Here is a 22,728-nt window from a genome sequence, read left to right on the forward strand (position 1 = left end):
ACTAGCTCCGCAAGGCAAGGTTTTCGGGGTCGAAGGGCGAGTCTGGGATCACCACGGCCTTGTGCACCGTGCCGAGAATGGAAATTTCCAGCTCGGTGCCAAGGTTTGCGTGTTCGGGTGCAATCATCGCCAGCGCCAGCGACTTGGCCGTGCGCCAACCATAGCCGCCCGACGTGGCGCGGCCAACAAGTTGTCCATCGCGATAGATTGCTTCGGAGCCGCGGGCATCGGCATCGGTAACGCCCAGCACCTCCAGGGTAACAAGGTTCCAGGAAAGGCCGGCTTCCTTCTTCGCCAGCAGCCCGTCACGGCCAACGAAGTCCGGCTTCTTGAACGAAATGAAGCGCTCAAGCCCGCTTTCCAGCGCGTTGTATTCCACCGACAGTTCGCGGGGGATCAGCTTGTAGCTCTTCTCCAGCGCCATCGACGTCATCGCCCGGATGCCAAAGGGCTTGATGTCGAATTCGGCGCCGGCGGCCATCAGCTTGTCGAAGATGTAGTTCTGCATCTCGATCGGGTGGTGGAATTCCCAACCCAGTTCGCCGATGAAATTCACCCGCAGCGCGTCGCACGGCGCGGCACCGATGGAAATGCGCTTGCCGGTCAGCCAAGGGAAGGCCTCGTTCGACAAGTCGGTGTGCGTCACCTTGGCCAGCACGTCGCGCGCCCGCGGCCCGGCGAGTACCAGCACGCCCATCGCCGTGGTCAGCCGCTCGAACTTCACCGAACCATCGGCGGGCAGCGCCTTGATCAGGTAATCGTGGTCATGCGATTCCAGGGCGCCAGCCGAAACCAGATAGTAGCTCTGCGGGCCACGCTTGTAGACGGTGAATTCGCTGCGCACGCCGCCGGCCGGGGTGAGCAGGTAGGACAGCGTGACGCGGCCGATCTTCTTAGGAATAGCATTGGACAACAGCTTGCCCAGCCATTCTTCCGCACCGGGGCCGGAAATCAGGCACTTGGCAAAGGCGCTCATGTCCTGGATGCCAACCTTTTCCGTCACATGGCGGCATTCGTTGCCAACATGCTCGAAATAGTTGGAGCGGCGGAACGACCACTTTTCGCGGATCGGCGCGCCCGGCACATCGGGGTGGTTGTGGTTGAGCAGCGTCTCGGGCTTGTCGAGATCGGCCTCGCTCAGTTCATAGCCTGCGGGCGCGAACCAGTTGGGACGCTCCCAGCCGAACACGCTGCCGAACACCGCGCCAAGCGCCTTCATCCGGTCATAGCAGGGCGTCTGGCGCAGGGGCCGCGCGGCCTCGCGCTCTTCGTCCGGGTAGTGGACGGTGAACACCTTGGCATAGGCTTCCTCATTCTTTTCGATGAGATAGCCTTCATCGGCATACGTGCCGAAGCGGCGCGGGTCCACACCCATCATGTCGATGGTGGGTTCTCCGCCCACGATCCAGTGGGCGAGCTGCCAACCCGCGCCGCCTGCCGCCGTGATGCCGAAGCTGTGGCCTTCATTGAGCCAGAAATTCTTCAGCCCCGGCGCCGGTCCGACGATGGGCGACCCGTCGGGCGTGTAGGCGATGGCACCGTTGTAAACCTTCTTGATGCCCAGCTCGCCAAAGGCGGGCACGCGCTCGATGGCCGAGAGGATATAGGGCTCCAGGCGTTCGAGCGCATCGGGGAACAGCTCGTATTCGCTGTTGGCCGCCGGACCCTTCACATAGCAGGCCGGCGCGCCCACTTCGTAGGGTCCAAGCAGCAGGCCGCCGGCTTCCTCGCGCATGTACCAGCTCGAATCGCTTTCGCGCAGCACGCCCATTTCGGGCAGGCCCTTGGCGCGGCGCTCCATGATGGCCGGGTGCTGCTCGGTCACAATGTACTGATGCTCCACCGGGATCACCGGCACGTCCAGGCCGACCATCGCGCCGGTCTGGCGGGCAAAGCTGCCGGTGGCCGAAACCACATGCTCGCAGGTGATCTCGCCCTGGTCGGTGGCCACCACCCATTCGCCGTTCGGCTTTTGCGTGATGCCCGTGACCGTGGTGTTGCGCATGATCGTGGCGCCGCGCTGGCGCGCGCCCTTGGCCAGGGCCTGGGTCAGGTCGGCCGGCTGGATATAGCCATCGGCCGGGTGCTGGATCGCGCCGAGCACGCCATCCATCTGCGCCAGCGGCCAGATTTCATGCACTTGTTCGGGCGTCAGAAAATTGACGTCGACCCCGATGGTCTTGGCCACGCCCGCGTAATAGCGGTATTCGTCCATCCGGTCCGGGCTGTTGGCCAGGCGGATGTTGGACACCCGCGAAAAGCCGACGTTGAGTTCGGTTTCGGCCTCCAGGCTGGGATAGAGATCCACCGAATACTGGTGCAGCTTGCCCACCGAATAGGACAGGTTGAACAGCGGCAGCAGGCCGGCGGCATGCCAGGTGGACCCAGAGGTCAGCTCCTTGCGCTCGATCAGCACGACATCGGACCAGCCCATCTTGGCCAGGTGATACAACGTGCTGACGCCGACGACGCCGCCACCAATCACCACAACGCGCGCAGTAGTCTTCATGTCATGCCTCGGCTTTGCTTGGCTGCCTGTTGACAATAGCGCTATGCCAGCGCGTGCGCCTTCGCAATCACGGCACTGCACCATTTCACAAACTAATGCGAGGGATTAGAAATAGTGCTTCCCGAAAGGGTGATCCGGCCCCTTGGACGACTCCTCGCCGGGCCTCTGACACGATGCCCTGGCCGTTGCCGAACGCCGCCCCCGCCCAGCCTATCCCGCCATTAGGCAAGTTAATGAGAGTAGTAAGTAGGTGTTATTACCAAAAGCAACCGGAAATTCCGAGTTAATCTAATTTAATCAGCACTATACACCCAAAGTCCGCAACACTTCCGCGTAGCTTGCCAGGGCTTTCACTCTGTTGCCAGAGGGTTGCTGCGCCTGCGTTCCTGATGCACGATCCGGGTGCAGGTATTGTGCCCCCACAACGAGGGGCCGGCTTGGAGGGAAGCTGTCATGCGTAACCTGGTGCTTTCGGGCCTTGGCCTCGATCAAAACAAACAAAAATCTTCATCCGCAACGCGCCGCCGCTTGCGCGGCATGGCCCTGGCGGCCACTGCCATGATGCCGGCGATCGTCTTGGTGCCCGGCCTGGCCCAGGCGCAAACCGCCGCCCCGGCGGATGCCCCGGCTGCCGCGCCGCAGGCCGAAACCGGCAGCGGCGATATCGTGGTGACCGCGCAGCGCCGCGAACAGAAGCTCAACGATGTCGGCATCGCGGTCTCGGTCATTTCGGCCAAGGACCTGCGCGCGCTCAACATCAACAACGCCACCGATATCGTCCGCGCCATCCCCAACCTGAAGTACAATGCCTATGGCTCAAGCCAGGTGGTGTTCAACATTCGCGGCGTGTCGCAAAACGACTATGGCGACCAGCAGGAACCGCCCGTCGCGGTCTATCAGGACGATAGCTACGCCGCCTCGATCACCACGGCCAGCTTCCCGATCTTCGACCTCGCCCGCACCGAAGCGCTGCGCGGGCCGCAGGGCACCCTGTTCGGCCGCAACGCCACCGGCGGCGCGGTGCAGTTCATTTCCAACCAGCCCACGCACGATTTCGGCGGTTATGTTTCCGCCACCACCGGCAGCTTCAACCAGTCGGTGTTCGAAGGCGCGCTCAACGGCGGCCTCACCGATACCCTGGCCGCGCGCATTTCGGGCATCTACGATCGCGATTCCGGCTATATCAAGAACCTGCTGCCCGGTGGCGCGGATCTGGGCGCCAACAACCACTGGGCCACGCGCGGTATCCTGCAGTGGGACCCGTCCAGCGATTTCCGCGCCCGCCTGACGGTGCGCTATGCCCAGGCCGATCACGAGCGCCAGGCCGGCGTCTATACCCTCACCCCGGCCTGCCCCAATGCGCAATTCCAGGGCGAATTCCTCGCCGCCAACCAGGTCTGCGATTATTGGAACAACTACGGCGGCACGTCCTACAACAACGGCGTGCCCGGCTCGGTCGCCAATGGCTATGCCAATCCGGCGATCACCGCCACCCAGGGCGGCAACCCGTGGCAGACCTATAGCGCGGGCGAAAACTATGTGAACCGCAAGCAGTTTGCCGCCACGCTGCGCCTGGAAGCCAAGCTGGGCGCGTTCGACGTCACCTCGATCACCGATTACCAGAACCTCGCCAAGTTCTATATCGAAAGCGACGATGGCGTGCCGGGCCTGCCCTATCAGGAAGGGGTGGCGCTGCCGCCCTACACCACCGGGCCCTGCGCCACGGCGCCGAGCATCACCTGCTATGCTTCGGGCACGATTTTCTACCAGCGCGCCCGCACACAGCAGATCACCCAGGAACTGCGCGCCGCCACCCGTTTCGGCAACAACTACCTGGCGTTCGGCGCCTTCGGCATGCTGCTGACCGGCAACTATGGCGCCAAGTACGCCACCCCGTTCGACCAGTACGATCCCACCGTGCGGTTCTATCAGCGCACCAAGTCTTTCGCCGTGTTCGCGCAGGACGAATACAAGTTCGACGATCACTTCAAGCTGATCCTGGGCGCGCGCTATTGGCGTGACAGCAAGCTGGCCTGGTACACGGCGAAGGAGTCGATCTCGGGCCTGACGGTGAACTGGGGGCCCAGCGGGATCAATTTCTTCGATCCCACCGGCGCTGCCGATGCGGCCGGCATCACGGTCACCCCTTCGGCGGCCAAGCCCACCTATGACGGCGTCACCGCGCGGGCAGAGCTGGATTACAAGCCCGGCCCCGACACGCTGCTCTATGCCAGCTACAACCGCGGCTCCAAGTCAGGCGGGTTCACGTTTTCCACCGGCACGCCGTTCCCCGGCCAGGCGTTGATCGATACGCTCAACAACATCCCTTACCGGCCGGAAACGCTCAATGACTACGAAGTGGGGCTGAAGACCAAGATCGGCCCGGACGTGCAGTTCAACCTTGCTGCGTTCTATTATGATTACAAGAACTACCAGGCTTATGTTCAGGTCGGCTATACGCAGCTGGTGCGCAACCTGCCCGCCACGATCAAGGGCGTGGAAGCCGAATTGACCGCCCACCCGATCGAGGGCTTCACGCTCCAGGCCTCGGCCGCCGTGCAGGACAGCAAGGTCAAGAACGTGCTGCTGCCCGATGGCGTCACGGTGGTGAACCACGATCTGCCGCAGGCGCCGGGCTTTTCCGGCAATGCCCTGGTCCGCTATGAATTCGGCTTGGGCGGCGCGCGCGTTTCGCTCCAGGGCGATGCACTCTACACCGGCAAGTTCTGCTTCTCGGTGCTCTGCGCGCCCGACGAGCGTGAAGGCGCCTACCACGTGGAAAACGCGCGTATCGGCGTGATCCCGGCGGGCAACAGGCTGGAACTGGCGTTCTTCGTCAACAACCTGTTCAACCGGGTCTATCGCTCCTACGCGTTCGACGGGTCGCTCTATTGGGGTGATGCGCTCAGCGTCTATGGCAAGCCGCGCACCTGGGGCCTTACCGCCCGGGTCAACTTCGGCAACTGATCACCCCGACAGACAAGGCCCGAACCCCGGCAAAGGGTTCGGGCCTTGGTCATGATGGCCATGGCGCACGCGATGCCTCGCGCCGAACGGGCGGGTGGCGGTCGGCGATTGCGGCTGTGGATAAACTGTGATCTATCTTGCCAAACGCCCTCCCCCGCCGGAAAGTGCCAGCCCATGAAAACCCTGCGCGCCAGAAACCTGCGCCGGCCCGCCCTGCTCCTGCTTGCCTCCGCCGTGCTGGGCTCGGGCGCGCTGCTGCTCTACGCCTGCACCAGCGCCCGCGCCGATGTCGCGTCCGATACGCCGGGCCAACGTGCTGCCGCGCCGCTCGCCGGGGCGGAATGGCCGCTGACCGGGGGAGACACCGCCGGCACGTGGTTTTCCGCGCTATCCGATCTCAACGAAACCAACGCGGGCGATCTGGGCTATGCCTGGTCCTATGACATGGGCACCGAACGGGGGCAGGAAGCAACGCCGCTGGTGATCGACGGGGTCATGTACACCTCGGGCATCTGGGGCAATGTCTACGCCCTCGATGCCGCCACCGGCAAATTGCTGTGGCAATACGATCCGCAGGTGGATGGTCAGTGGGGGCGCAATGCCTGCTGCGACGTGGTCAACCGGGGCGTCGCCTATCGGGACGGCACGGTCTTCGTCGCTTCGGAAGACGGGCGGCTCCACGCGATCGACGCCAAGACCGGCCAGGCGCGCTGGATCGCCGATACCATCGTCAACCGCAAACAGCCCTATGCCTCCACCGGCGCGGTGGTCCTCACCAAAGACAGCGTGGTGATCGGGAACGCCGGGGCCGATATCGGCGATGGCGACCTGCGCGGCTATATCTCCGCCTGGGACATCAAGACCGGCGCGTTCAAATGGCGCTTCTTCACGGTGCCGCCCGCGCCGGGCCAGCCGTTCGAGCATCCCGAACTGGAACTGGCGGCCAAGTCGTGGGGGCCGAACCGCGATGGCCGCACGCAGAATGGCGGCACGGTGTGGGACGGGCTGTCCTACGATCCCGAAACCGACCAGATCGTGTTCGGCACCGGCAATGCCTCCCCCTATCTGCGGTCGGCCGACGGCAAGCGCCACGACGATCTGTTCAACGCCTCGATCATCGCGGTCAACGCCCAGAGCGGGCGGATGAACTGGTACTACCAGACCACGCCGGGCGACGAGTGGGACTATGACGCGGTCCAGAAGTTCGTGTTCGCCAACCTGGACCTGGGCGGCCAGCCCCGCCGCGTGGTGATGCAGGCCTGCAAGAACGGCTTTTTCTACACGCTGGACCTGAAAACCGGCAAACTTCTGTCGGCCGATCCGTTCACCTATGTGAACTGGGCCAAGGGCGTGGACCTGGCGACCGGCCGTCCCATGGTCACGCAGCAGGCGGACTATTCCAAGAGCCCGAAGAACGTATACCCCTCGTGGGCCGGCGGGCACACGTGGAACCCGATGTCGTTCAGCCCGCAGACCGGCCTGGTCTATATCCCGGCGATCGACGCGGGCAACGTGCTGCTCAACATGAAGGCCAACGGCGGCTCGCTCACCCATCTCGAAGGGTTCTTCTCGTCCGACGGCATTTTCCCCGACGATCTCTACGATCCTGCCGCGCTCAAGCGCACGCTGGGGCCGCTGCCCGCCAAGGATGAATTGCAGAAGGAGCGCCCCGGCGTGAAGTTGGTGCGCGAAGTCCTGCGCGCGTGGGACCCGGTGGCCCGTAAAGTGGTGTGGGAACGCGTCACCTCGCAAGGGGTGCGTGGGTATGATGGCGGGGTGCTGAGCACGGCGGGCAACCTGGTGTTCCAGGGGCGTGGCGACGGCAGCTTGTGGATCTACAACGCCCGCACCGGCGCGCCGATCAAGACGATCCAGACCGGCAGCCATATCATGGCCGCACCGATGACCTACAAAATCGCGGGCGTGCAATACGTGGCGGTGCAGGCCGGCTATGGCGGATCGGGCATCACGTTCCCGATTCCGCCCTCCAGTGCCGCCTATGGCAACCGCAACGCCAACCGCATCCTGGTGTTCAAGCTGGGCGGCGGCGCCGTGCCCATGCCCGACAAGCGCGAGCCGCTGCCCTATCCCGCGCCGCCGCCGCTCAAGGCCAGCCCGGCGCTGATCGCGCGTGGCGAGGACAAGTTCACCGAAAACTGCTCCCGCTGCCACGTGCTGGGTTCGCCGGGCGTCACGCCCGACCTGTCGCGCCTGCCGCGCGAGGTGCATGGCCTGTTCAACGACATCGTGCTCAAAGGGGCGCTGGCGCCGCTGGGCATGGCCCGCTTCGATGACGTGGTGACAAAAGCCGATGTGGAAGCCATCCATGCCTATCTGATCGACCAGCAGGCGCGTGGCTATCGCGCCCAGCAGTCTGCCAAGAAAGCGAGTCACTGATCATGTCTGCATCTCCCCCCGGCGAAGCGCTGGCCCATTCGCTTAAAGCGCGCCACGTCACCATGATCTCGATCGGGGGGATCATCGGCGCCGGCATCTTCGTGGGTTCGAGCGCGGCGATCCATATCGCCGGGCCGGCAGTGCTGCTGACTTATGCGCTGTGCGGCCTGCTGGTTTTCGTGATCATGCGCATGCTGGGCGAAATGGCCATGGCGCGGCCCGGCGTGGGCTCGTTCACCGGCTATGCCGCGCTGGGCCTGGGGCCCTGGGCGGGCTTCACCACGGCCTGGCTCTATTACTATTTCTGGGTGATCACCATCGCGGTTGAGGCGATTGCCGGGGCGAACATGCTGATGCCGTTCATCCCCCTGCCGATGTGGGCGCTGGCTGCGCTGCTGATCGCGGCGATGACCATGGTCAACCTGTTCTCGGTCAAGACCTATGGCGAGTTCGAGTTCTGGTTCGCCTCGCTCAAGGTGGTGACGATAGTCGGTTTCATGGCGCTGGGCCTGGCCTACATCTTTGGGTTCGGGCCGGGGCTGGCACGTCTGACCAGCAACTTTGCCAACCATGGCGGCGCGTTTCCCACCGGGCTAGGCGCGGCGTTCACCGCAATTCCCGTGGTGATCTTTTCGATGATGGGTTCGGAAGTGGCGACCATCGCCGCGGTGGAAACCGAAGACCCGGCGCGCAACATCGTGCGTGCGGCGCGCACCGTCACGTTGCGCATCATGTTCTTCTACATCGGCTCGATCGCGGTGATCCTGGCGATCCTGCCGTGGGATACGGTCGTTTCCGGGCAATCCCCGTTCGTGGCCGCCCTGTCGATCATCAAGGTGCCCGGCGCCAAGGGCGTGATCGGCGCGGTGATCTTCACCGCGATCGTCTCGTGCCTCAATTCGGCGATCTACGTCACCTCGCGCATGCTGTTTGAGATGGCCCAGCGCGGCGATGCCCCGGCCGCGTTCGGGCGGGTATCGCCGCGGCGGGTGCCGGCGCTGGGCATCGTGGTGTCGGGCGTGGCGGGCTTTGCCGTAGTGCTCACCTCGGTGTTCTCGCCCGATGGGCTGTTCACCTTCCTGCTGCAGTCGTCGGGCGCGACGATCCTGTGCGTCTACCTGCTCATCTCGGTAAGCCAGATCGCCCTGCGGCGCCGGCTGGAATCGGCAGGCGAAAAACTGGCGGTGAAAGTCTGGGCCTTCCCGGTGATCTCATGGGTCGCGGTGGGCGGGATCATCGCGGTGCTGGTGATGATGGCGCTGATGCCCGATCAACGCCTGCAGGTGGCCTTGAGCCTGGCCGTGTTTGCCGCCTGCATCGGCGCGCATTTCCTGCGCCGGCAGCGTGCCCACAACGCGCAGGTGGCGTGATCGCCCACGCCTGCGCCATTCTGCCAACGACATGCTGGCATCGACAGGCGGCTTTGCTTTCATCGGAAACCATCGGCTAGCGCAGCGGTGTGGTCGTCGTGCCCTCGACGACCCGATCCCCCGCTGCCGCGCCCGGCGCCCCCCCAATGCGGGCGCGGCAGCCCCCTGAACGCCCAAGAATGGATTTGCCGATGAACCGCCGCCACATCCTCAAGGCCGGTGTCGCCAGCGCCGGGCTGGCCGCCTTTTCCACGCTTGGCCAGGTTCGTGCCGCAACGCCCGGCACCAGCCCGGCGAGCGCCGAAGGCAGCGCGGAAGACCGCCGCCTCAACACCCTGTTCGATGCGATGCTGGCCGAGCAACTCGCCCATTCGCCGGAAATGGCCACGAGCCTGGGCGTGGATAGCGGCGCCCATGCAGCGGCCAAGGCGCGGCTGGACGATCGCTCGCTCCACGCCTGGGAAGAGGCCAAGGCGCGCACCGCGCGCGACCTGGCCGCGCTGCGCAAGATCGATGCAGCCAAGCTGACCGGCAACAACCGCTGGAACCATGCCAGCATCCTCTATTCCACCCAGCTCAACGATACGATGAACCGCACGTTCGCGACCGTGGGTTCGCCCTATGTCGTGACGCAGTTGACCGGCTGCTATCAGCAGATTCCCGATTTCCTCGATAGCCAGCACACCATCGCCAATGCCGCCGATGCCGATGCCTATCTTTCGCGCCTGGATGCCTTTGCCACGGCGATCGACCAGGACAGCCAATCGGTGCGTCACGACAGCGCAGCCGGCGTGGTGCCGCCCGATTTCATCCTGGCCAAGGCGCTCACCCAGTTGAAGGCCCTGCGCGACGTGCCCGCCGCGCAATCCAACCTGGTTTCCTCGATCACCCGCCGCACCGCCGAGCAGCACATCGCCGGCCCATGGGATGCGCGCGCGCAGGCCATCGTGGCCAAGCGCGTGCAGCCCGCGCTCGACCGCCAGATCGCCCTGCTGGAAAGCCTGCTGCCCAAGGCGGTGCACACCGCCGGCGTGGCCCGCCTGCCCAAGGGCGAGGAACTCTACCGCCTCTCGCTGCAAAGCTATACCACCAGCGACATGGCGCCCGAGGAAATCCACCGCACGGGCCTGGAACTGATCGCGCAGCAAAGCGCGCAAGTGGACGCGATCCTGAAAAGCCAGGGCTATACCCAGGGCACCGTGGGCCAGCGCCTGCGCGGGCTCTATGACGATCCCAAGTTCCGTTATCCCAATACCGACGCGGGCAAGGACAAGCTGCTGGCCGACCTCAACCGCCAGGTAGAGGCCATGGAAGCGCGCCTGCCGCAATACTTCGGCACCCTGCCCAAGACCGCGCTCAACATCCGCCGCGTGCCCAAGGCGATCGAAGCCGGCGCGCCGGGCGGATATTACCAGAATGGCTCTCTCGACGGTACGCGGCCGGGCGCCTATTACATCAACTTGCGCGACACCGCCGAAGTGCCGAGCTGGACCCTGCCCACCCTCACCTATCACGAAGGCGTGCCGGGCCATCACTTGCAGCTTTCGCTGGCGCAGGAAGCGGGCCTGCCCACGCTGCGCAAGATCCAGTTCTTCTCCGGCTATGGCGAAGGCTGGGCGCTCTATGCCGAGCAGCTGGCGGTGGAAATGGGCGTTTATGAAAACGACCCGCTGGGCCATGTCGGCCAATTGCACGACAGCATCTTCCGCGCCGTGCGCCTGGTGGTGGACAGCGGCATGCACGCCAAGGGATGGAGCCGCGAACAGGCGGTGAAATTCTACACCGACACCATCGGCGATCCCGAAACCATGGCGATCACCGAAGTGGAACGCTATTGCGTGTGGCCGGGCCAGGCGTGCAGCTACATGCTGGGCAAGCTCGATTGGCTGCGCCTGCGCGACAGGGCACGCACCGCGCTGGGCGACCGGTTCGACATCCGCAAGTTCCACGATGCCGGCCTGCTGCCGGGCGCCATGCCGCTGCCCGTGCTGGACCAGTGCATCGACGCCTATATCGCGGCGGCCAAGGCCTGATCTGAGTGGCGTGGCGCGGGGCCAAGGGCCACCGCGTCACGCCCTCTTCCATTCACTCATCCCAGGGCGGAATTTCCCCGGCGCCCACTTTGCTCGATGTGCCGAGCAGGAACCCACCATAGACTTCGGTGGCGTCGGGGTAGGCCTTGTTCATGGCCGCGGCGATTTCGGCCGCGGAATGGCTGGCCGCACGCGCGGCCACGAAGGTCTTGATATAATCCCGCGTCCAGCCGGTCGCGCCATTGTCGTTCGGCGCGCCGGGATGGCGGTGCCCGGCGACGACCGTGACGGGATGCAGCGCATCGAGCCGGTCGAGCGTGGCGAGCCAGGCGGCATAGCGTTGCGGCGTATGCTCGCCCAGCCAGACGTGGACGCCGTTATACAGCACGTCTCCGGCCACCAGCGTGCGGCTTTGCGCGTCCCACACCACGGTGGAATCCACATGGTCGCCCTGCATCGGCCCCAAGACCTGCAAGCGGTGCCCTTCCAGATCGACACTGTCGCCGGTCATGGCCACGGGCTGCACCGGGCGGCGCGGGGCGTTGGTGCCCAGTTGCCCGCTCCAACGCTTGAACTTGATAGGGATGGACCGCGCCATGTCTTGCGCGGCGACGGGATTGGCCACGATCTGCGCATCGGGAAAGGCATCGGCCAGCACGTCCAGCCCAAAGAAGTGATCGGGATGATCATGGGTGATCACGATGGTCTTCAAGTGCTTGCCGCTGTCGAGCACGGCGGCCGCGACGCGATAGGCATCGGAACGGGCAAACGGCACGTCCACCAGCACCGCGTCCTTGTCTCCCTTGATCAGGGTGACATTGGCGAACATGCTGATCGGCCCGGTGGGAATGACTTCGTATTGCAGCGGCTTGGCCGCCGATTGCGCCAGGGCCGGCGCCGCGCCGAGCAGCGCGGCGGCCAGGATGAACATCCGCATCTTCATGACAGGTATCTCCCTCAATGTGCCGACCTTCCTCAATGAGAAGTCTGGCCGCCGTCGATCACGAACAGGGCGCCGTTGCAGAAGCTGGCCGCGTCGCTGCACAGATGCAGCACGGTGCCGGCCACTTCCTCGGGCGCGCCGGCGCGGCCCGATACGTTGTGGGCAAAGAACGCCTTCCGAAAATCCTCGCTGTCGAGCCAGGCCTGGGTCATCGGCGTGGCGATGAAGCCGGGCGCGATGGCGTTGATGCGGATATTGCGCGCGGAATATTCCACCGCCGCCGCCTTGGTCAGCCCGACCACGGCGTGCTTGGCCGCCACATAGTGTGACATGTTGGGATCGGCGACCACCCCCGCGACCGAGGCGGTGTTGACGATGGCGCCGCCGCCCACGCTCAGGAAATGGCGGATCTGCGCCTGCATGGCATAGAACACGCCCTTGATGTCCACGTCGAAGATCAGGTCGAGGTTTTCGGGCGGCACTTCGTGCAGCGGCAATGGCGGCGGCAGGACACCGGCGTTGTTGAACGCCATGTCCAGAGAGCCATACGTGTCGAGCGCCAAGGCGACGAGATCGCCATGCACGGCAGGATCGCGCACATCGGCCTTGCGGAACGTGGCCTTGCCGCCAGCCGCAACGATGGCGTCGGCCACACGGGCCGCCTCCTCGTTCCAGTCCCCGATCACCACGGCCGCCCCTTCGCGGGCAAAGGCCACGGCCGTGGCCGCCCCGATGCCGGTGGCGCCGCCGGTCATCACCACGGTCTTTCCGGTAAAACGCATCAGATGATCCCCGATTTGCCAGGCGCGAGGATCCCGTTGGGATCGATCGCGTGCTTGAGCGTTGCGTTGAAGCGGCGGTTCACCTCGCCATATTGCTGCGCCACCAGGTCCATCGAATTGACCCCGGTGCGATAGCTGGCCCAGCCCTTGGCCCCGAACTGCACCACCAGATCGCGATAGCATTCGTCCGCCCTCTGGTGTTCGGCCGGATCGGCCTTGTCGAACAGCAGGGCGATGATGTGGTGCAGATCGCGCCAGCCGATGGCATAGGCGGCGGTGTAATCGAAGCCGTGGCGCTCCACGATGGCCTTGGCCAGCGCGGTCTGCCGCTCCGCCTCCACCCCGCGCGCGGCGGCCACCGGAGCGAACCAGGCCAAACCCCCGCCCGATCCGCGCCAGCGCAACAGGCCGATCTCGTCGAGGTTGAGGCCGCCCTGCATCAGCGTCTGGTGATGGTGGAACCACGGGTTGTCGCCCATTTCCGCCGCCGTCAGCACTTCGCCACCACTGGCCGTCAGGCTGGCGCGGATGATCGGCTCTACCCCGGCAATCGTCTGGTCGGTGCCATAAAGCGCGAAATAAGTGTTCCACATGCCCAGGCCATTGGCCTTGGCCGCCTTTTTCAGGCTCGCCTCGTCCAGCAGCGCGCCATCGGGCACGATTTCGTTACGCCGCTTGAACATGGCCAACTGGTAGCTGGCGCTCATCATCAGGTTGCAGTTGGCCACCAGGTTCGACACACGCAGCGGGCGCATCGCCTCGATGATGCGGGGCACGTCGGCCATTTCGGCGTGGCGCACCATGAACGGCTTGTAGACCGGGGGCCTCGGCATCAGCCACATGCCCATCTTGGTGACGATGCCAAAGTTCGATTGGGTGAACAGCCCGTCCAGATAGGGGCCATAGCCCCATTTGAACGCCTGCCAGGCCGTGCTGCCCTTGATGCTGCCCATGCCCGTGCGCATCACTTCGCCGCTGGGCAGCACCACTTCCATGCCGCATTGGAACATGAAATGCTCGCCATAGGGCGTGTACCCCACCCCGCGATCGAGCGTGTTGCCCACGGGCGAGGCGATCGGCCCCACGGTGGGCACATCGATCCACAAGGGGATCTTGTTCTCGTCGAGATAGTCCTTGAGCTGCTGGTAGGTAACGCCCGGCTCCAGCAGGCAGGTGCCCAGTTCCGCATCCACTTCCAGGATGCGGTTCATGCGCTTGAGATCGAGCACGACCTGGCCCGGCGTGGCCGGCGAGGTCATGCCATAGCCCATGTTCTTGCCGGTGGAGACGGTCCACAGCGGCTGGCGATATTCGTTGGCGATGCGCACGATCGCCTGCACTTCTTCCAAGGATTGCGGGCACACCGCGCCCACCGGTTTGTAACGGTGTGCCGGATCGGGGATATAGGCCTTGTCATAGGGGGCGACGGCTTCCTCATCGCCGAACACCCATTCCGCACCCACCACGCCGCGAAAGGCTTTCATCGCCCCGGCAAAGTCGGCCACGCTGCGGCCGGGGGCAAGCGGCGCCGGCTTGGCCGCCGTGGCGCCCGTGCTCCATCCCACGCTGGCCACCCCGGCCAGCCCCGCGCCCAGCAGGCCGCGTCGATGCAGGTCCAGGCTCATTGTCCGTGCTCCTCGCTGCGGGCCGGGCTGGTGGAAACCCATTGCGACAGGGCATCGAGTTCGGCCGGGGAAATTTCGGTGGGGCGGAACGCCGGCATGGCGTTCTGGCCATGGCGGACGATGTATTTCACCGCCTCGGCCGGCAGCTGGCGTCCCAGGATGATCGGCCCCACGTTGCGCCCGTGGCAATAGCCGCAGACCTTGGCATAGACTTGCGCCGGGGCACGATGTGGCTGGACTTGCCCCAGGCGCTGTGGCGCTTGCGCGGGTTGGGCACCGGCGGGCGGGGCCGGCAGCTGCAGGGCAGCCGCCAGCATGATCAGCATGGACCTTGTCATCATCCCCTCTCGTCTGCCGGCCGGCGTGGCGTGTGTGCCCGCATGGCCTTGCCCGAAAGGGTGTATCCCCGCCCCGCGCCCCGCGCCACGGCGCGGCGTGCCTGCCGTTTCATGAGGTGAAAAGCGCGCTGGCACGCGGACAGACCGATCGATCCATGCTATCGATCGATCCTGCCACCAACCATCGACAGGCAATTCATGCGCTTCAAGGGTCTCGATCTCAACCTGCTTGCCGCGTTCGACGTGCTGCTGGAAAACCGCAGCGTTTCCGCCGCCGCCCGGCAGATGAACCTGAGCCAGCCGGCGATGAGCGCGGCGCTGACCCGCCTGCGCGAATTCTTCGCCGACGACCTGCTGGTGGCCCAGGGCAAGCGCATGTACCCCACGGCCTTTGCCGAAGCGCTGGTGCCGCAGGTGCGCGAAACCTTGCGCACGGTCGAAGCCATGCTGGTCACCGCCAGCCGGTTCGATCCCACCACCACGCAGCGCACCTTCCGCCTGGTGGCGTCGGACTATGTGGTAACCGCCGTACTTGCCCCGGTGCTTCAGGCCCTGCCGCGCCTGGCGCCGGGGATGCGCATCGAGTTGGTGCTGCCCAGCGACGCTGCCCATGCCGACCTGCGCGAAGGCCGCGCCGACCTGCTGATCGCGCCCGAGCAGTTCATCGTGTCCGACCACCCGAGCGAACTGCTGTGCGAGGAACGCCATGTGGTGATGGGTTGGGCGCACAACCCGGCATTTGCCGGGCAAGGACCCGATCGCGATGCCTTCCTGGCGGCAGGCCACGTTTCGGTACGCATCGGCGCCTCGCGCGATCACGCCTTTGCCGACCGCCAGCTCAACCAGATCGGCATGGCGCGGCGGATCGAGATCGAGGCGCCCTCGTTCAGCACGATCCCGTGGATGCTGATGGACACGCAGCGCATGGCCGTGGTGCAGGAACGGCTGGCGCGGCGCATGGTGGCGGCCTTTCCGCTGGCGATGGCGCCGCTGCCCTTCCCGTTCCAGCCGATGCGTGAGATGATCCAGTACCATCGCACCCGCACCAGCGACGAAGGGCTGCGCTGGCTGATGGCGCGCCTGCGCGAGGCGGCGTTTCGCAGTTGATCCATTTCATGGATCGATGATGATCAAAACAATCTAGTATCTCAATTCCTATTCTCCTTTAGGGTGCGGGTCACAAGCAGTCCTTGGGAGAGACCTGACGTGCAAGATTTGCCCATTCTGGTGGTAGGTGCCGGGATCGGCGGCCTTTCGGCCGCAATCGCGCTGCGCCGCGCCGGCCATCGTGTCACCGTGATCGAAAAAGACCCCAACTGGTCGGTCTATGGCGTGGGCATCATCCAGCAATCCAACGTCATCCGCGCGATGGACCAGTTGGGCGTGCTCGATTCCTTCCTCGATGCCGCCTGCGGCTTTGACGCGGTGGAAATCTATGTGCCCGATGGCACGCGCGTGGCCCGCGTGCCCACGCCGTCGCTGGTGGAAGGCAAGCCTTCGAACGTGGGCATCGGCCGCCGTGCCCTGCAAAAGGTGCTGGGTGACAGCGCCCGCGACCTTGGCGCGGAAATCCGCCTGGGACTGACCGTGACCGCGCTGGACCAGGATGCCGATGGCGTCGACGTGACGCTGTCCGATGGCAGCCGCGAACGCTATGCCGTGGTGGTGGGCGCCGACGGGGTCTATTCGCAGACCCGCCAGACCGTGCTGCCGCAGGCCGAAAAGCCGCAGTTCACCGGGCAAGCGGTGTGGCGCTACAACTTCCCCCGCCCGGCCGACCTTGACGCGCTGCACGTCTACAACGGCCGCACCGGCGTGGGCCTGGTGCCGATCTCGGCGCAGACCATGTACATGTACGTGACCACGCCCGAACCGGACAACCCGCGCTATCCCACCCAGGGCATCGCAGAGGCCATGCGCAGCAAGCTGGTCGGCACCGCCCCGCAGATCCAGGCGCTCGCCAGCCAGATCACCGACGATGACGGCGTGGTCTATCGCCCGCTCGAAGGCATGATGCTGCACGGGCCATGGCACCAGGGCCGCGTCGTGCTGCTGGGCGATGCGGTGCACGCCACCACGCCGCACCTGGGCCAGGGCGCGGGCATGGCGATCGAAGATGCGATCGTGCTGGCACAGGAACTGACCGCTGCCGACAGCGTGGAAGCGGCCTTCACCGCCTACCGCACGCGCCGCTACGAACGCTGCCGCTATATCGTCGAAAGCTCGCTGGCGATCTGCATGGGCCAGCTGGGCAAGGCACCGCCGGTGGATAACCACAAGGCGACCGCCGAAATGTTCGCCGTCGTCGCCCAACCGATCTGATTTCCCTCTTCCCTCCTTTTTATTCAGCCAGGATCCCAAACCCATGAGCCGAGTGACCGAAATCCGCTATGTCGGATATGGCGTCGAAAACTTCGACGCCGAACGCGCCTTTTACGCAGACGACTGGGGCCTTACCGAAGTGGCCGCCAGCGATGGCCTGGCCTGGTTCAAGGCCCAGGGCCATGATGAACACCACGTGGTGCGCCTGCACAAGGCCGATGTGAACCATGTGGAAGTGATCGCCTTTGCCGCCGAGACGCCCGCTGATGTCGATGCCCTGCACGACAAGATCGTGGCGGCCGGCTGCAAGGTGATCCACGCCCCTGCCACGCTCGATGCGCCGGGCGGTGGCTATGGCTTCCGCTTCTTTTCGCCCGACGGGCTGCCGTTCGAAATTTCGGCGGGCGTGGCGCGGGGCGACAAGCGCCCGCTCGAACGCTGGGAAGGCGTGCCGGTCAAGATCAGCCACATCGTGATGCATTCGCCCGATCACCAAGCCATGGTGGCGTTCTTCACCGACGTGCTCGGCTTCAAGGTGTCGGACTGGCTGGGCGATTTCATGTGCTTCCTGCGCTGCAACGAGGCGCATCACCGTGTCGCCATCCTGCCCGGGCCGCCGTGCCTCAACCACGTGGCTTATGACATGCTGTCGGTGGACGACATGATGCGCGGCGCCAGCCGCCTCAAGAAGCGCGGCACCGATCTGCGCTGGGGCCCTGGCCGCCACACCGCCGGCAACAACACGTTCAGCTATTTTACCACGCCCGCCGGCTTTGCCGTGGAATACACCGCAGACCTCGAAGTGGTCGATTTCGAAACGCATGAAGCCAAGGTGCACGTCCCCGCGCCAAACGTGATGGACCAGTGGGGCATCGGCGTCGGCGGGCCGCAGACCATGCCGCATCCCGCGCCCGACGCGCGCCTGTTCCAGCCGGCGGGAGTTTGATCGTCATGGCGCTGTTTGAATACTTCCCGAACTATATCTGGAACCTGTCGGTTGCCATCGCCATGGAATCGGGCGGCAAAATCGGCGAGATCGTCGACATGTGCCAGCCGATCAAGGACGCGGCCGCCAACGGTTCTGATGCCGGCACGCCGCAGTTCATGAAGGCCTGGGTCGCCATGGGCGACAAGCTGCTGGAACTGGCCGGCGAAGACGAAGCCAAGGGCCGCCTGTTCTCTGCCTCCACCAAGCTGGAGCGCGCCTCGCTCTACCTGTTTACGGCAGAGCGCATGCAGGGCCACGGCGCACCCGGTCGCAAGGAAACCTATGCCAAGGCGCGGGCCGCGTTCGACAAGTCCACGCAGCTGGGCAAGATCAACCGCGAACGGGTGGAAATCCCGCTCGAAACCGGCACCATGCCCGCCCTGTTCACCCGCGCCCCGGGTAAAGGAAGAAAGCCCGTCGTGGTGTTCTGCAACGGGCTCGATAGCTGCAAGGAACTGCTCTACTGGACCAACCTGCCGGTGGAACTGGCGCGTCGCGGCATTTCCACGCTCTGCGTCGACCAGCCCGGCTCGGGCGAGACGCTGCGCCTCCAGGGCCTGCCGGTCGATCCGCATTCGGAAAGCTGGGCATCCAAGGCGGTGGACTGGCTGGAACAGCAACCCGAGGTCGATCCCAAGGCCATCGGCATGACCGGCATTTCGCTGGGCGGGCACTTTGCCCCGCGCGCGGTGGCTTACGAGCCGCGCTTTGCCAGCGGCGCGGTGTGGGGTGCCAACCACAACTGGCGCGAAGTGCAGGACAAGCGGATGCAGCGCGAGGGCGAAAACCCCGTGCCGCACTATTGGGCGCACGTGCACTGGGCCTTTGGCGCCAAGGACCAGGACGATTTCCTGGCCAAGTCCGAAGCCATGAACCTCAACGGCCACATGGACCACATCAAGGTGCCGTTCCTGGTCACCCATGGGGCCAACGATCGCCAGATCAGCGTCGCCTATGCCGACGATCTCTATGATCAGCTGGTCAATTCCCCACGCCGCGAAAAGGTGATCTTCACCCCGCGCGAAGGTGGGGTGGAGCATGTCGGCGCTGACAACATGTCGTACGGCCGCGACTTGCTGGCTGACTGGTTTGCCGAGACACTGGGCGGCAAGACCGCCTGAGCATAAGAATGCCGGCCGGCTCGCGCGGGATGCGCGGGCCGGCCGGCATCGTCACGAGAGGATCCCAAAATGGCCCGCCGTTTCATCGATCTGTCGATCACCCTGTGCAACGACGTGGTGAGCGACCCGCCGTTCATGCGGCCCGAGATCACCTATCAGACCCATGCCGATACCGTCGGCGAACTTGGCCACTTCTTTCCCGGCGTCACCCAGGACGACATGATCGACGGCGCCGGCTTTGCCGCGGCCGAATGGGTCAAGCTGACCACGCACAACGGCACGCACCTGGATGCGCCGTGGCATTTCCACCCCACGATGGATGGCGGCAAGCGCGCCATCACCATCGACGAAGTGCCGCTGGAATGGTGTTTCCAGCGCGGCGTGAAGCTGGACTTCCGCCACTTTCCCGACGGCTATGTCGTCACCGGGCAAGACGTGGAAGACGAGTTGAAGCGCATCGGCCACGATCTCCAGCCGCTGGACATCGTGCTGGTCAACACCGCGGCCGGCCAGGCCCTGGGCCGGCCCGATTTCGTCAACGTGGGCTGCGGCATGGGCTATGAAGCCACCATGTACCTGACCACGCGCGGCGTGCGCGTGACCGGCACCGACGCCTGGAGCTGGGATGCGCCGTTCAGCTATACCGCCGAAAAGGTCAAGGAAACCGGCGATACCTCGCTGATCTGGGAAGGCCACAAGGCCGGCCGCGACATCGGCTATTGCCACCTGGAAAAGCTGCACAACCTGGAAAGCCTGCCCCCGCACGGCTTCACCGTCAGCTGCTTCCCTGCCAAGATCCAGGGTGCCTCGGCCGGGTGGACCCGCGCCGTCGCGATCATCGAGGAGTGAGCGGCATGCGCCTGGCAACTTTGCGCAATGGTGCGCCCGACGGGCAACTGGTGGTGGTTTCGGCCGATGGCACGCGCCATCTGCCCGGCGGCCCTGCCCTGCCCAACCTGCTCGCCGCGATCGAGAACTGGAGTGAAGCCGAACCGGCGCTGGCGGCCCTGGCCGACGAACTGGCCGGCGGCGCGGGCCTGCCGCTCGATCCGGCGCTTCTCGCAGCGCCGCTGCCGCGCACGTGGCAGTGGCTCGATGGTTCGGCCTTCGGCACGCATGGCGATCTGATGCAGGTGGCGTTCAACATGCCGCCGATCGAGACCGACCTCCCGCTGATGTACCAGGGCGTGTCGGACCGGTTCTATGGCCCGCGCGATCCCGTGCCCTTTCCCGACGTTGCCCACGGCATCGATTTCGAGGGGGAATTCGGCGTGATCGTGGATGCCGTGCCGATGGGCACCAGTGCCCAGGACGCGGCCGCGCACATCAAGCTGGTGGTGCAGATCAACGACTGGTCGCTGCGCACGCTGGCACCGATCGAAATGAAGACCGGGTTCGGCTGGATCCAGGCCAAGCCACCGTGCAGCATGGCTCCCTTTGCCGTGCCGCCCGCGGCGCTGGGTGATGGCTGGCGCGATGGCCGCGTGGCGCTGGACCTGGCGGTGGACTGGAACGGACAGCATTTCGGCCATGCCAACGGCGGGGCGATGGATTTCAGCTTTCCCGAACTGGTCGCCCACGCGGCGCGCACGCGCGATCTGGTGGCCGGCACGGTGATCGGATCGGGCACGGTGTCCAACCCGGAATACGCCACGGTGGGATCGAGCTGCATTTCCGAACGCCGCGCGATCGAGATCATTGCCGATGGCAAGCCGGCCACCGCGTTCATGGCCTTTGGCGACACCGTGCGCATGGCTGCGCAAGGCGCGGACGGCAGCACGCCGTTTGGTGTGATCGAGCAGACGGTGGTCCAGGCCGCACGCGCTGCCTGACCGGTTGCGCCTGCGCGGCTAGAGGTGATCTCGGCTGAAAAAATTGGCGGGGCGAAGTGCGGCGCCCCGCCAAAAGTTCAGGGAGATCAGGATGGCAGCCAGCCATCCGCAGACGGGAGGAGGGTTCGCCCCGTTGCCCGATCGGTTTATTGATAATGGATCGCAATTGCAAGTGATAAATCCGTGGGCGTGCATTTTCACCTGCCGGGCCACCGTTTTCGTCCCGATTGCCCTTGCGCCGCGATTCGCCTAATATGTTGCGATGCAGCAGAATCAGACTTCCTCCAGCAACGCCGAAACGGCGGACAGCGCACCCGATATCGAACAGTCGGTGCACATGTTGGGCTTTGCCATTGCCAACAAGCTGTGCGTGCGCGCGGTCTATAACCGTGGCGATGTGACGCTGGCGCCGCACGCCCTGTTCGAGCGGCACGGTGCCCCCCATGTCGATGCCGTGGTGCGCGAACGCGATGGCGTGGCGCCTGTCGAAGAAAAGCTGGGCACGTTCCGCCTGTCTGGCCTGCGCGATGTCGTGCTCACGTCTGAACCGGCCAGCGTGTTCGCCGGGTTCGACCCGGCCGATGAACGCTATAGCGAGAAGCTGCTGGCCGCCATCGCGGTCTGAGAGCCTCGTTTTATCTACCCATGTTTCCGGGCGGGCATCCACGGCGATGGCCGCCCTTTTTTTGCGCCGTCCAAACACAATACTTTCTTGGATCAGCATCGGCTTCTGCCCGGCGCGCTGGCCGCACAGGCCATCCCTTTGGCGCGTCCCTGGGCAATCTCTTCGCGCCCGTTCCGGGTTGTCGGGAAAAGCACAGCACAGGAGAGTACCGATGGCTGAAAGCATTGCCACCCAGGAAACCGGCAGCCTGATCGCCTCCAACAAGGTGGAAGGCACCGCGGTCTACGGCGCCGATGGCGAACGGCTCGGATCGGTCTACAACTTCATGGTCAACAAGCGCACCGGCCAGGTCGAATACGCCGTTTTGCAGTTCGGCGGCGTGCTCGGCTTTGGCAGCGACTATTATCCGCTGCCCTGGAACACGTTGAACTACGACACCAGCCAAGGCGGCTATGTCGTCAACCTGGACCGCGACACGCTTGAAAACGGGCCGCATTATGGGGCCACAGCGGAACCGCTGCACGACCCGGAATATGGCCGCCAGGTTCATTCGCACTACGGCCTCTCTTACCCATACTGATCCAGCGCCCTCGCCACGTCACGCGAGGAGAGGCCGGCCCTGCATTTGGCAAGGTCGGCCTCTTGCGTATCGTGGCACGGCGGCTGTCTCAGACAGCGCCGGCCTTGCGGTCTGCCAGGGGGTAGTCCTCGGGCGTGACCTGGCTCACGCTGGGCCGCTTCTCCACCGGTTCGGCTCGCTGGCCGCCGGCGGTGCGGGCATCGCGCCCATCGTTGGTGGGAATGGCATCGCCGGCCGGGCCGCGTTGCTCTTCCACCGGGTTGCGTTCGTTGCTCATCGTCGTTCTCCTGTGCGGG

The 22,728-nt window shown here is 65.1% G+C and carries 18 protein-coding genes; 12 read left to right on the plus strand and 6 right to left on the minus strand.

The window, feature by feature from the left end:
• Position 1: 1 nt before the first annotated feature.
• Positions 2-2,509, minus strand: coding sequence for an FAD-dependent oxidoreductase (locus FHT19_RS18565; RefSeq protein WP_168557732.1), 2,508 nt, complete (start codon positions 2,507-2,509; stop codon positions 2-4).
• Between the two features lie 453 nt (positions 2,510-2,962).
• Here FHT19_RS18565 and FHT19_RS18570 point away from each other — a divergent pair, with 453 nt between their 5' ends.
• From FHT19_RS18570 to FHT19_RS18585, 4 genes are all read left to right on the plus strand, one after another.
• Entirely contained in the window at positions 2,963-5,476 is a 2,514-nt protein-coding gene (locus FHT19_RS18570; protein WP_169476294.1) for a TonB-dependent receptor, read from the plus strand.
• 174 nt (positions 5,477-5,650) lie between these two features.
• Entirely contained in the window at positions 5,651-7,873 is a 2,223-nt protein-coding gene (locus tag FHT19_RS18575; protein WP_248290552.1) for a PQQ-dependent dehydrogenase, methanol/ethanol family, read from the plus strand.
• 2 nt (positions 7,874-7,875) lie between these two features.
• Positions 7,876-9,243: an amino acid permease gene (locus tag FHT19_RS18580; protein ID WP_169476295.1), complete on the plus strand. Its 1,368-nt coding sequence runs from the start codon at positions 7,876-7,878 to the stop codon at positions 9,241-9,243.
• A 191-nt stretch (positions 9,244-9,434) separates the two neighbouring features.
• Entirely contained in the window at positions 9,435-11,276 is a 1,842-nt protein-coding gene (locus FHT19_RS18585) for a DUF885 family protein (RefSeq protein WP_169476296.1), read from the plus strand.
• A gap of 52 nt (positions 11,277-11,328) precedes the next feature.
• Here the strand turns inward: FHT19_RS18585 and FHT19_RS18590 are convergent, their stop codons facing one another.
• From FHT19_RS18590 to FHT19_RS18605, 4 genes are read right to left on the minus strand one after another with little or no spacing between them, the layout of a single operon-like run.
• A complete protein-coding gene (locus FHT19_RS18590; RefSeq protein ID WP_169476297.1) occupies positions 11,329-12,219 on the minus strand; it encodes an MBL fold metallo-hydrolase in 891 nt (296 codons plus the stop codon).
• A gap of 32 nt (positions 12,220-12,251) precedes the next feature.
• Positions 12,252-13,001 carry a glucose 1-dehydrogenase gene (locus FHT19_RS18595; RefSeq protein ID WP_169476298.1) on the minus strand — a complete coding sequence of 250 codons (750 nt, stop codon included), beginning with the start codon at positions 12,999-13,001 and terminating at the stop codon, positions 12,252-12,254.
• A complete protein-coding gene (locus FHT19_RS18600; protein ID WP_169476299.1) occupies positions 13,001-14,626 on the minus strand; it encodes an FAD-binding oxidoreductase in 1,626 nt (541 codons plus the stop codon). The genes FHT19_RS18595 and FHT19_RS18600 overlap by 1 nt, the downstream gene beginning before the upstream one ends.
• A complete protein-coding gene (locus tag FHT19_RS18605; protein ID WP_248290553.1) occupies positions 14,623-14,967 on the minus strand; it encodes a cytochrome c in 345 nt (114 codons plus the stop codon). Before FHT19_RS18605 ends, FHT19_RS18600 begins: the two co-directional genes overlap by 4 nt.
• Before the next feature lie 195 nt (positions 14,968-15,162).
• Between FHT19_RS18605 and FHT19_RS18610 the strand changes: the two genes are divergently transcribed.
• From FHT19_RS18610 to FHT19_RS18645, 8 genes are all read left to right on the plus strand, one after another.
• Positions 15,163-16,071, plus strand: a complete 909-nt coding sequence (locus FHT19_RS18610; protein ID WP_169476300.1) for a LysR family transcriptional regulator — start codon at positions 15,163-15,165, stop codon at positions 16,069-16,071.
• A 99-nt stretch (positions 16,072-16,170) separates the two neighbouring features.
• Positions 16,171-17,286, plus strand: a complete 1,116-nt coding sequence (locus tag FHT19_RS18615) for an FAD-dependent oxidoreductase (protein ID WP_168557724.1) — start codon at positions 16,171-16,173, stop codon at positions 17,284-17,286.
• Between the two features lie 43 nt (positions 17,287-17,329).
• Complete coding sequence (locus FHT19_RS18620; protein WP_168557723.1) at positions 17,330-18,232, plus strand: VOC family protein; 903 nt, start codon at positions 17,330-17,332, stop codon at positions 18,230-18,232.
• Between the two features lie 5 nt (positions 18,233-18,237).
• On the plus strand, positions 18,238-19,395 hold the full coding sequence (locus FHT19_RS18625) for an alpha/beta fold hydrolase (RefSeq protein WP_169476301.1): 1,158 nt from the start codon (positions 18,238-18,240) through the stop codon (positions 19,393-19,395).
• A 69-nt stretch (positions 19,396-19,464) separates the two neighbouring features.
• Positions 19,465-20,244 carry a cyclase family protein gene (locus tag FHT19_RS18630; RefSeq protein ID WP_168557721.1) on the plus strand — a complete coding sequence of 260 codons (780 nt, stop codon included), beginning with the start codon at positions 19,465-19,467 and terminating at the stop codon, positions 20,242-20,244.
• 5 nt (positions 20,245-20,249) lie between these two features.
• Positions 20,250-21,227, plus strand: coding sequence for a fumarylacetoacetate hydrolase family protein (locus tag FHT19_RS18635; protein WP_169476302.1), 978 nt, complete (start codon positions 20,250-20,252; stop codon positions 21,225-21,227).
• Positions 21,228-21,489: 262 nt separating this feature from the next.
• Positions 21,490-21,852 (plus strand): WYL domain-containing protein, encoded by a 363-nt coding sequence (locus tag FHT19_RS18640; protein WP_246866308.1) that lies wholly within the window; start codon positions 21,490-21,492, stop codon positions 21,850-21,852.
• 211 nt (positions 21,853-22,063) lie between these two features.
• Positions 22,064-22,432, plus strand: a complete 369-nt coding sequence (locus tag FHT19_RS18645) for a PRC-barrel domain-containing protein (protein ID WP_169476303.1) — start codon at positions 22,064-22,066, stop codon at positions 22,430-22,432.
• Between the two features lie 88 nt (positions 22,433-22,520).
• On the opposite strand, the gene FHT19_RS18650 is transcribed toward FHT19_RS18645, so the two are convergent.
• Positions 22,521-22,709, minus strand: coding sequence for a hypothetical protein (locus FHT19_RS18650; RefSeq protein WP_169476304.1), 189 nt, complete (start codon positions 22,707-22,709; stop codon positions 22,521-22,523).
• Positions 22,710-22,728: the final 19 nt, after the last annotated feature.

Source organism: Novosphingobium sp. SG919, from assembly GCF_012932495.1.
In the GTDB taxonomy this organism is placed as follows: domain Bacteria; phylum Pseudomonadota; class Alphaproteobacteria; order Sphingomonadales; family Sphingomonadaceae; genus Novosphingobium; species Novosphingobium rhizosphaerae.